The organism is Streptomyces albidochromogenes (assembly GCF_005981925.1).
Classification (GTDB): Bacteria; Actinomycetota; Actinomycetes; order Streptomycetales; family Streptomycetaceae; genus Streptomyces; species Streptomyces albidochromogenes.
Genome location: NZ_VBVX01000243.1, coordinates 1 through 10,575 on the forward strand (window position 1 = coordinate 1; position 10,575 = coordinate 10,575).

Genomic DNA, 10,575 nt, shown 5'->3' on the forward strand with positions numbered 1-10,575 from the left:
GCGCGCCGATGACCCACCGGCAGATCATGGAGGCCCTCACCGGTCTCCTGCTCGGCATGTTCGTCGCGATGCTGTCGTCGACGATCGTGTCCAACGCCCTCCCCGAGATCATCAGGGACCTCGACGGCACCCAGAGCGCGTACACCTGGGTCGTCACCGCCGCCCTGCTGTCCATGACCGTGACCACCCCCCTGTGGGGCAAACTGGCGGACCTCTTCAGCAAGAAGCTGCTGGTCCAGATAGCCCTGGTCATCTTCGTCATCGGCTCGGCGCTCGCCGGCATCTCGCAGAACACCGGCACGCTCATCGCGTTCCGCGTGCTCCAGGGCATCGGCACCGGCGGTCTGGTCGCGCTGTCGCAGATCGTGATCGCCGCGATGATCCCGCCGCGCGAGCGCGGCCGGTACGCCGGGTACATCGGCGCGACCTTCGCGGTCGCCACGGTCGGCGGTCCGCTGCTCGGCGGTGTCATCACCGACACCGACTGGCTGGGCTGGCGCTGGTGCTTCTACGTCGGCGTGCCGTTCGCGGCGATCGCCCTGGTCCTCCTGCAGAAGACCCTCAAGCTCCCGGTCGTCCGCCGCAAGGTGAAGATCGACTGGCTCGGCGCGTTCTTCCTGGCCGCCTCGGTCTCGCTGCTGATGATCTGGGTGACCCTGGCGGGCGACAACTACGACTGGATCTCGTGGCAGACGTACGCCATGGTCGGCGGCTCGATCGTGCTCGGCCTGATCTTCATCGTGGTCGAGACGAAGGCCGCGGAGCCCCTGATCCCGCTGCGCTTCTTCCGCAACCGCACGATCGCGCTCACGTCCTTCGCGAGCCTCTTCGTCGGTGTCGCGATGTTCGGCTCGACCGTCTTCCTGAGCCAGTACTTCCAGCTCGCCCGGGACAAGTCGCCGACGATGTCCGGCGTCATGACGATCCCGATGATCGCGGGCCTGTTCGTCTCGTCCACGGTCTCCGGCCAGATCATCACCAAGACCGGCCGCTGGAAGGGCTTCCTGGTCGGCGGTGGCGTCGGCCTGGTCGCGGGCCTAGGGCTGCTCAGCACGATCACGTACGACACGGACTACTGGCAGGTCGCCGTCTACATGGCGGTCCTCGGCCTCGGCCTCGGCATGATGATGCAGAACCTGGTCCTCGCCTCCCAGAACCAGGTGAAGCCCGCCGAGCTCGGCGCGGCCAGCTCGCTGGTCACCTTCACCCGCTCGCTCGGTGGCGCGATCGGCGTCTCCGCGCTCGGCGCGGTGCTCTCCAGCCGCATCACGCACTACGTCGAGGACGGCCTGGCCGCCCTCCACATCAAGCCGGGCGGCGCGGCGGCCGGCGGGAACACCATCCCGGACATGGACGCGCTGCCCAAGCCGATCCGGACCGTGATGGAGAGCGCGTACGGGGACGGCGTCGCGGACCTCTTCCTGTACGCCTCGCCCATCGCGCTGGTCGGTCTGGTCCTGGTGCTGTTCGTGAAGGAGGTCGCCCTGAAGTCGTCCCACGACGACGCGGAGCAGCCCACGCAGGCGGACCCGCAGGCCGGGCCGGCCGTCGCGTCCGCCGGGGCGGCGCCCGCCGCCCCCGTCGCGACCGGCAGGACCCTGCACGGCACGGTCCGTACCGCCGAGGGAACGGCCGTCCCGCACGCCGCGGTCACGCTCATCTCGCTCGCCGGCCGGCAGCTCGGCCGCGCGGTCGCCCAGGACGGCCGCTACGCGCTGGACGCCCCGGCGGCCGGTTCGTACGTCCTGATCGCCTCCGCCGACGGTTTCCAGCCGCAGGCGTCCACGGTGGTCGTGGGCGACGAGCCCGTCGCGTACGACATCCTGCTGTCCGGTACGAGCGGACTCACCGGCACCGTGCGCGCCGCCGACGGCGGCCTGCCGGTCGAGGACGCGATGGTCGTCGTGACCGACGTGCGCGGCGATGTGCTGGCCACCGGCAAGTCCGCCGCGCGGGGCGAGTTCGTCTTCGGCGAACTGATCCCGGGCACGGTGACCGTCGCGGTGAACGCGGCCGGTTTCCGGCCGACGGCGCTGCCGGTCGACATCGGCGGCCAGGGCGTCACCCGGATCGAGGTCGCGCTCCAGTCCGGGGCGCTGGTCCAGGGCACGGTACGCGGCGGCGCCGACCGGCGGCCGCTGCCCGAGGCCCGGGTGACGCTGATGGACGCGGCCGGGAACGTGGTCGCCACCTCCACCACCGGGGACGACGGGGCGTACGCCTTCGCCGACCTCGACTCGGGCGAGTACACGGTCGTCGCGACCGGCTACCCGCCGGTGGCCGGAGCGCTCACCGTCACGGGCCGCGGCGTCGACGGCCACGACATCGAGCTCGCCCACCCGGGCGAGTAGCCAAGAGCCCCCGGCCGCCCGCGGCGCGTCCCCAGCGGAGGCGCGCCACCCAGAACGCGGCCGGTGCGGAAACGGGCCCCGGCGGGGGCCGACAGGCAGGGGGACGGCCTGTCGGTCCCGGCCGGGGCCCTCGTCATTCGTTCAAGGAGAGAAAACGGGATGGGACTTCGCGCACAGGTACGGACGCGGGACGGCTGGGCCGTGCGGCACGCGGTGGTGACCGTGACCGACATGAGCGGCACGCAGGTGGTCCGGGCGGCGGCCGACGAGGACGGGACGGTGCGGACCGACGCCCCCCTGCCCGCCGGTCCGTGCACGGTGATCGTGACGGCGGCCGGATACGCGCCCGTCGCGTCCACGGCCTTCGTGACGGCGAGCGGACGGGCGGAGGCCGGAACGGTCGTACTGGCCCGCCAGGGCGGCGTGGAGCTGCCCCCGCCGGGCGTGTGGACGCTGGACCCCGCGCACTCCTCGGTGGCGGCGGTCGCCCAGCACCTCGGGCTCTCCAGCGTGCACGGCCGGTTCCTGGAGTTCGGCGGGCGCCTCGAGATCGCCGAGGACCTGGGGGCGTCGCGCGTGGAGGCGGTGATCGGCGCGGCGAGCATCGACACCGGCAACGGCATGCGGGACGGGCACCTCAAGTCGCCGGACTTCCTCGACGTCGAGCGGTACCCGGAGATCACGTACAGCAGTACGGGCCTGACCCCGGCGGGGCCCGACCGGTGGACGGTCCACGGCGAGCTGTCGCTGCACGGCGTCGCCCGCCCGGTCGACCTCGACCTCAGCTACCTGGGGACGGGCCCGGACCCCTGGGGCGGCGTGCGGGCGGCGTTCCGGGCGACGGCGGAGCTGCGCCGGGAGGACTTCGCCATGAACTACAACCAGGTCGTCCAGGCGGGCATCTCCGCGATCGGCGCGACGCTGCGGGTGGAGCTCGACGTACAGGCGGTGCAGGGGGAGCGGCTGCCGCAGGCCGGCTGAGGGCCCGGCGCCTCAGACGGGGGCGGTCCGGTCCGGCGGGGGCTCCTGCCGGCCGCGTCTGACGAAGCTGCCGGGCAGGGGCGGGCCGCCGCCCGTGTCGGACACCAGCTCGTGACAGAGGTCGCGCAGCTTGATGTTGCGGGCCTGGGAGGCACGGCGCAGTACGGCCATGGCCTCGTCCGGGGTGCAGCGCCTGCGGGCGATGACGATGCCGATCGCCTGGTCGATGACGGAGCGGGAGAGCATCGCGGTGCGCAGGTCGTTGACCGCCTCCGCCTCCTGCTCGATGCGCTCGGCGACCGCGACCGCTCCGGCGGCCTGGGCGGAGAGGCGCCGGGCGGTCTCCAGGTGGTTCACGAAGGCGTCGGGCTTGGCGGAGTAGAGGTTGAGGGCGCCCAGCGAATGGGAGTTCAGCGCCAGGGGCGTGGCCAGGACGGACCGGGCGCCGCGTTTGGCGGCCGCGGCCGGGTACGGGGCCCAGCGGCGCTCCACGAGCATGTCGGGGACGTAGTTCTCCTCGCCGTTCTCCATGCTGCACACGCAGGGGCCGGCCTCGGCCTCGTACTGCAGGAGATCGAGCTCCAGCGCGCCGCCGCTGTCGGCGGCGGCGGTGACCAGGCGGCCGTCGCGGCGCATCGTGATGCTGCACGCGTCCGCGCCCTCCATGGCCCGTACGGCACGCTCCGTGACGTCCTGGAGGAACGCGTGCAGGCCCCGCCACTCGGTGACGGCGTCCTGGATCGACGCCAGGTCGAAGCCGTCGACCGGCCGTCTGCCGGTGTCTTCCGCGTCCCTCGCCGTGTCGGTCATACCCTCCATGTTCCCGCACACGCTCCGGTAACGCGGGGTGCTAGTCGGTGGCCCGCACTTCGACAATGCGTGACGCGATGTCGCGGAGCTTCACATTGCCCTTCTGGGACGCGCGCACCAGCCGGTCGAAGGCCTGGGCCGCGTCGATGTTCATGCGCCCCATGAGGATGCCGGTGGCCTGCCCGATCACGTCCCGGGTGTGCATGGCCTCGGCGAGCTGTTCCTGTACTTCGACGGATTCGAGCGCGATGCCCAGGTGCGCCGAGAAGAGCCTGCCGGTTCGCACCGACGCGTCGCCGAAGGCCCCCGGCTCGCGGGAGTAGAGCGTCAGCACGCTGAATCTTCGCTGGTGGCCGCGGAGCCGCAGGAACAGGGCCGAGCGCAGTCCGCTCCCGGCCAGCACCGGGCCGTGGCCGTCACAGGCGGTGAGGTCCTCGACGCGGACGACGGGGCTGGTCCACATCTCCGGCCGGCGCACGGCGCACCCCGCTCCGCACGACGTCACGGCGTCGACGGCCCGCACGACCTCGTCGGTCCAGGCGACGGTACGGGCGCGTCCCGCGCGCTCGACCAGGGAGATGCCTGCCTGGTCGGCGTCCGGCACGATGTCCGTGGCCAGCCGCACCGCGAGCCGCGCCGTCTCCGCGCGCCCCTCGGCCTCGTGCAGGGCGGTCGCGGCGGCGGCCAACGATTCCGCCAGGGAGGCAGAAGATCCCAAATGGGCAGAATCGTATGAAATTTCAGGAATGTCGGACGCAGTCACCACGAACCTCTTCGGCGAGCATGGCTGAGGGTGCGGCCATGCGCAGGAGAGCTCCGCAGCACATTCCCGACTGCGAGCAAAGGACGGACAGACTCTATCCGCTTCTGTCCTGCGCCGAAGCATGCGCGGCCATGCCCCGGACGCTCAGCGGGAGGCCATCGCCTCGATGCCCGCGACCAACGTCTCCAGGGCGAAATCGAAGTCCCGCTCGCGCATCTCCTCGACCGTCTCCCCGGCCCGCGCGTCGAGCAGGTTCCGCGCGTTCTCGAACGACGTCCGGAGGGTCGGCGCGGCGCTGATCCCGCCCATCGCCTCGGCGAGGTACTCGTCCTGGCTCATGCCCGCCGAGGCGCACCGCTGCACGAAGTGACCCTCGACCGTGCCGAAGCCGTACACGAACTGGAAGACCGCGGCCACGGCGCCCATCTGGCCGTGCGGCGGCAGCCCCGTCGCGCGCACCACGTCCTGCACGGCCAGGGAGAACGCCATCGAGTGCGGCCCGATGTTCAGGAAGGTCCCGATCAGCGGCGACACCCACACATGGCGCACCAGCAATTGCCGGTAGCTGGTGGCCAGTCCGCGCAGCCGCTCGCGCCAGTCGCCCGTCGCCGCGGGCGGCGTGATCTCGCTGAAGACGGAGTCGAGGGCCAGTTCCAGCAGGTCGTCCTTGGTGTCGACGTACCAGTAGACGGACATCGGGGTGACGTTCAGCTCGGCTGCGAGCCGGCGCATGGAGAACTTCGCGAGCCCTTCCGCGTCGAGCAGCCGCACGGACACCGCGGTGATGCGGTCCCGGTCGAGCCCGGCCGGCTGGTCGGACCTGCGGGTGCGCGATGTCTTCTGCTCCAGCCAGACGCTGTTGCGCGCCGGATTCTTGACGCGGTCGGCGGCGGACACCATGACGCACACTCCTCGTTCTCCCGGCGGGCGGGCGGGCGGCGGACCGGAATGCCCCGGTCCGCTCCCCCGCTCCCGATGCTATGCCGCTGCTGTTGCGGATGAGTCTGCCCGCTCCGCCCGCCGCAGCAGCACCGCGGCCAGAAGTCCGCCGGCGAGCACCGCGACCGCGCCGACCAGTTGGCTGGTCTCGACCCCGGAGGCGAAGGCGTCCGCGATACGGGCCCGCTCCCCCGCGCCGTCCGCCGCCTCCAGCGCCGCGGGCAGCGAGGCCGCGGCGACCACGCCCGGCACCAGCGCGGCGAAGCGGGAGTTCAGCACCGCGCCGAGGACGGCGACGCCGAGGCCGTTGCCGAACTCCGCCAGGGTGCCGTTGATGCCGGCGCCCACGCCCGCCTTCTCCGGCGGGATCGCGCTCATGATCGCGTTGGCCATCGCCGGCATGGCGAGTGAGATGCCCGCGCCCATCACGACCAGGCCCGCCAGCATCCCGCCGTAACCGGAGCCGCCGAGGAGGGCGATCGCGGCGAGGCCCGCCGACAGCAGCGTCATGCCGCAGGCGATGGTTCCGGGCGTCCCCAGCCGGGGCAGCAGGCGCGCGCCGATGCCGGTGAGGTTGAGCGCCACGACGGTCAGGGCGAGCGGGGCGGTCCGCAGGCCGGCCTCCAGGGGCCCATACCCCAGCACGAACTGGAGGTGCTGCGTCAGGAGGAACAGCGAGCCTCCCATCCCGAACGCGACGAGGATCGCGCCCGCGACCGCTCCGACGAAACGCTGGTCGCGGAAGAAGTGCATGTCCAGCATCGGGTACGGGATGCGCAGCTCCCAGACGGCGAAGGCGCCGAGGACGACGACGCCGCCCGTCGCGGGGAGGAGCACCTGGGACGAGGTCCAGCCGTGCTCGGGGCCGGAGATGATCGCGTACACGACGGCCGTCATGCCGAGCGTGGACAGCACCGCGCCGAGCAGGTCGGGACGGTCCCCCTGCCGGCTCTTGGACTCGGGTACGAGCGAGACGACGGCGACCAGGCCGAGGACCGCGACCGGGATGTTGATCAGGAAGATCGCGCCCCACCAGAAGTGGTCGAGCATGACGCCGCCGATCAGCGGGCCGACCGCGAAGCCGAGCGAGTTGACCGTCGACCACAGGCCGATGGCCTTCACGCGCTCGGTGTCGTCGAAGATCTGCACGACGACGGCCAGGGTCGTGGTGATCAGCAGCGCGCCGCCGACGCCCATGCCCGCGCGGGCGGCGATCAACTGGGCGCTGGACTGGGCGAGTCCCGCGACGAGCGAGCCGATGCCGAAGAGCGCGAGGCCGGCCATCAGCATCTTCTTGCGGCCGTAGCGGTCGGCGGCGCTGCCGGCGGTGAGCAGCAGGCCCGACTGGACCAGCGAGTACGCGTTGATCATCCACTGGATGTCGGCGGTGGAGGCGTCCAGTTCCTCGGTCAGCGACGGGATCGCGACGTTGAGGACGGTGTTGTCGAGCAGCACGGTGAGCTGGGCGACACAGATGACGCCGAGGATCAGCCAGCGCTGGGGATGTCCGCCGGGAGCGGTGGGGCGGTTCTCGGCGGTCGTCGCCGTCATGCGGGCTCTCCTTTGTACGGGTGCGGGGGACGGACCGAGGGGCAGAGGGCCGTTCCCGTACACCGTACAAGAGACTGCTGTACGCCGTATAATTACTTTCGGTCGGCGATCGGCGCGAGCGCCGACCCCACTGGGCGGGGCCGCGGGGACACCGCGCGCTCACCCACCGGGTTTGATCAGATATCCCGCGCCGCGCCGGGTGTGGATCATCGGCGGGCGGCCGGTGTCGATCTTCCTGCGCAGGTACGAGATGTAGAGCTCGACGACGTTCGCCTGGCCGCCGAAGTCGTAGCTCCACACCCGGTCAAGGATCTGCGCCTTGCTGAGCACCCGGCGCGGGTTGCGCATCAGGAAGCGCAGCAGCTCGAACTCGGTCGCCGTGAGGTGGATGCCCTCGCCGCCGCGCGCGACCTCATGGCTGTCCTCGTCCAGCGTCAGGTCCCCGACAACCAGCAGCGAATCGTCCCGTACGGCCACGGCCGCCGTCCCGGAGCGCCGGATCAGCCCGCGCAGCCGCGCCACGACCTCCTCCAGACTGAACGGCTTGGTGACGTAGTCGTCGCCGCCCGCCGTGAGGCCCGCGATCCGGTCCTCGACCGCGTCCCTGGCGGTCAGGAACAGCACAGGGACGTCGGGCAGTTCGCCGCGCAGCCGCCCGAGCACCGCGAGGCCGTCCATGTCCGGCAGCATCACGTCCAGGACGACGGCGTCCGGCCGGAACTCACGCGCGCAGCGGACCGCTCCCGCGCCGTCGCCGGCGCTGCGGACGTCCCACCCTTCGTAGCGCAGGGCCATCGACAGCAGCTCGGCGAGCGGCGCCTCGTCGTCCACCACGAGCACCCGCACGGGCCCGCCGCCGGGTCTGAGCATCTGGTTACGCATGGGACCAATGCTGGGCGGTGCGGCTGAGAGCACTCTTTCCCGTTCCTGTGAATCCGCTGAGAATGAGTGCCCCCGAGCGGCGGGCGGGCCCGGCCGGGGCGCCGTCACAGGCCGAAGAGCCGCCGCGCGTTCCCGTGGCAGACGGCCCGCAGCCACTCGTCGCCCAGGCCGAGCCGCTCCAGGGCGTCCAGCTGGTGCGCGTAGCCGTACGGGATGTTGGGGAAGTCGGTGCCCAGCAGGATCCGGTCGCCGAGGTCCGCCAGGCGGCCCCTCTCGGCGGTGGGGAAGGGCGCGAGGCGCTCGGAGAAGTCGGTGAACGCCATGGTCGTGTCCAGCCGGACCTCCCCGTACCGCTCGGCCAGGCCGAGGAAGTCGGCGTACTCCGGCATGCCCATGTGGGCCACCACGAGCCGCAGTCGGGGATGGCGCGCCAGCAGCCGGGCGACCGGCTCGGGCCCGGTGTGCTTGCCGGGGGCGGGGCCGGAGCCGCAGTGCGTGACCACCGGGATCCCGGCGTCCGCGAGGAGCCCCCACGCGGGGTCGAGCAGCGCGTCGTTGGGGTCGTACGCCCCGACCTGGAGGTGCGCCTTGAAGACCCGCGCGCCGCTCTCCACGGCCTGGCGCACGTACCCGGTCACTCCCTCCTCGGGGAAGAGGGTCGCCGTGTGCAGGCACGCGGGGGTACGGGCCGCGAATCCGGCCGACCAGTCGTTGAGCCAGGCCGCCATCCCCGGCTTGTGGGGGTAGATCATCGAGGTGAAGTGCCGCACGCCGAACCGGCGGAGCAGCGCGACGCGTTCCTCCTCCTCGTGCCGGTAGGTGATGGGCCACGGCATCCCGGTCATCGGCCCGACGGCGTCGAAGTACGCCCAGACCTTCCGGAGCACCCGCTCCGGCATGAAGTGGGTGTGCACGTCGATGATCCCGGGCAGCCCGAGCCGCTCCCAGAAGCGCCGGACACCCGCCGCCTCACCGGCCCACGCCCGAGCGCTCCCACCCGCGCCGGCGCCCGCCACGCCCCTCTCGCCTTCGCCCGCGCCCTCGTGCGCGCCGGCCGCCTCAGCCCCGCTCAAAGCCGTAGCTCCGTTCCACCTTGGCGACATGCACGGTGTAGCTCTCGTACCACTCGTCCCTGCCCCGCTGCTGCGCGGACCGGTGTTCCGCGTTCCGCTGCCAGGCGCGGATGGCGTCCTCGTCCCGGAAGTACCCCACGGTGATCCCCAGCCCGCCCGGCGTCCGGGCGGACTCGTACCCGAGGAAGCCGGGTACTTCGCGGACGAGCTCGTCCATCCGCAGGGAGGCCTCGCCATACCCCTCGGCGTCCCCCTCCCGCCTTCTCACCGAGGTGAATACGACCGTGTAATAGGGCGGTTCAGGTGCTGCGAACGGTGTGATGTCCATGGCGATCACCTTCCGCCGCGCGCATGCCCCCGGTCCAGACGTATGGCCGTACGGGATCCGGGTCTTGACCATCCGGTCAGAAAAGCCCGCCCTGCACGCCCCGCTCCACACTCTTCACCGGCACGCTCATGCCCGCCGCCGGGCCGCCCGCGCCGGCCAGCTCCCAGCCGCTCATCAGCCGGGTGTCGAGGACCACCACCCCGCCGTCCGCCGTCGCCAGGTGCAGGTCGGGTCCGGCGGCCGCCAGCAGCCTCCCGGCGACCACCGCGTCCGGCGCCAGCCCGGTCACCACGCCGGTCATCGGCCGCAGCCCTTCGAGGCCGAACGCCCCGGCGTGGTCCACCGCCTCGAACGGCGCCCGCTCCAGGGACTCCGGCCATCCCGCGAGCGCCCCGGCCCGCCCGTGCCACTCCTCGATCTCCCGCGCCCGCTCCGCCCGCGCGGGCAGCGCGGCCCGCACCGCTCTCTTGTCCTTGTACGCGATCCGGTCGGGCACCCCCAGCGCCGCCCGCAGCAGCTCCTCGGTCCGCCGCGCCGCCATCAGCGGCCCGCGCCCCAGCCAGGTGAACGTCACGGCCCCCTGCTCCAGCAGCCGCGCGGACCCGCGTTCCCCGGCCGTGATCCCCACCTTGACCAGCCCGGGGCCGAACCAGGCCAGGTAGACGGCGTACGGCCGGGGATCGTCGGCCATCGTGTCCGCCGCCACCGACCGCGACCGGTCCAGCCGCGCGCACTGCGGACACTGCCCGCCGCTGCTCCGCCCCGGCACCACGGCGCGCAGCGGGCACCCGCCGCGGCGCGCCCCCACGCACCGGCGATCCGCACCCGCGACCCGGAACGCGACGTCGCCCCCGTACGTCAGCGCGCTGACGCGCCGGACGTCCTCCCGGCCCTGTC

At 72.5% G+C, this 10,575-nt stretch carries 10 protein-coding genes; 2 read left to right on the forward strand and 8 right to left on the reverse strand.

Going from position 1 to position 10,575, the window contains the following annotated elements; translation table 11 throughout:
- Positions 1-8 precede the first annotated feature (8 nt).
- Positions 9-2,351 (forward strand): MFS transporter, encoded by a 2,343-nt coding sequence (locus tag E2E34_RS25545; RefSeq protein WP_244316089.1) that lies wholly within the window; start codon positions 9-11, stop codon positions 2,349-2,351.
- Positions 2,352-2,510: 159 nt separating this feature from the next.
- Positions 2,511-3,332 (forward strand): YceI family protein, encoded by an 822-nt coding sequence (locus tag E2E34_RS25550; protein ID WP_138904270.1) that lies wholly within the window; start codon positions 2,511-2,513, stop codon positions 3,330-3,332.
- Positions 3,333-3,344: 12 nt separating this feature from the next.
- On the opposite strand, the gene E2E34_RS25555 is transcribed toward E2E34_RS25550, so the two are convergent.
- From E2E34_RS25555 to E2E34_RS25590, 8 genes are all read right to left on the reverse strand, one after another.
- A complete protein-coding gene (locus E2E34_RS25555) occupies positions 3,345-4,142 on the reverse strand; it encodes a GAF and ANTAR domain-containing protein (protein WP_138904271.1) in 798 nt (265 codons plus the stop codon).
- 40 nt (positions 4,143-4,182) lie between these two features.
- Positions 4,183-4,860, reverse strand: a complete 678-nt coding sequence (locus E2E34_RS25560) for a GAF and ANTAR domain-containing protein (protein ID WP_244316087.1) — start codon at positions 4,858-4,860, stop codon at positions 4,183-4,185.
- Positions 4,861-5,049: 189 nt separating this feature from the next.
- Positions 5,050-5,805 carry a TetR/AcrR family transcriptional regulator gene (locus E2E34_RS25565; RefSeq protein ID WP_138904272.1) on the reverse strand — a complete coding sequence of 252 codons (756 nt, stop codon included), beginning with the start codon at positions 5,803-5,805 and terminating at the stop codon, positions 5,050-5,052.
- 78 nt (positions 5,806-5,883) lie between these two features.
- Complete coding sequence (locus E2E34_RS25570; RefSeq protein ID WP_138904273.1) at positions 5,884-7,395, reverse strand: MFS transporter; 1,512 nt, start codon at positions 7,393-7,395, stop codon at positions 5,884-5,886.
- Between the two features lie 159 nt (positions 7,396-7,554).
- Positions 7,555-8,277 (reverse strand): response regulator transcription factor, encoded by a 723-nt coding sequence (locus tag E2E34_RS25575; RefSeq protein WP_138904274.1) that lies wholly within the window; start codon positions 8,275-8,277, stop codon positions 7,555-7,557.
- A 104-nt stretch (positions 8,278-8,381) separates the two neighbouring features.
- Complete coding sequence (locus tag E2E34_RS25580; protein WP_425573423.1) at positions 8,382-9,350, reverse strand: amidohydrolase family protein; 969 nt, start codon at positions 9,348-9,350, stop codon at positions 8,382-8,384.
- Positions 9,337-9,678: an antibiotic biosynthesis monooxygenase family protein gene (locus E2E34_RS25585; protein WP_208765336.1), complete on the reverse strand. Its 342-nt coding sequence runs from the start codon at positions 9,676-9,678 to the stop codon at positions 9,337-9,339. Before E2E34_RS25585 ends, E2E34_RS25580 begins: the two co-directional genes overlap by 14 nt.
- A 76-nt stretch (positions 9,679-9,754) precedes the next feature.
- Positions 9,755-10,540 (reverse strand): DUF2797 domain-containing protein, encoded by a 786-nt coding sequence (locus E2E34_RS25590; protein ID WP_138904277.1) that lies wholly within the window; start codon positions 10,538-10,540, stop codon positions 9,755-9,757.
- Positions 10,541-10,575 lie beyond the last annotated feature (35 nt).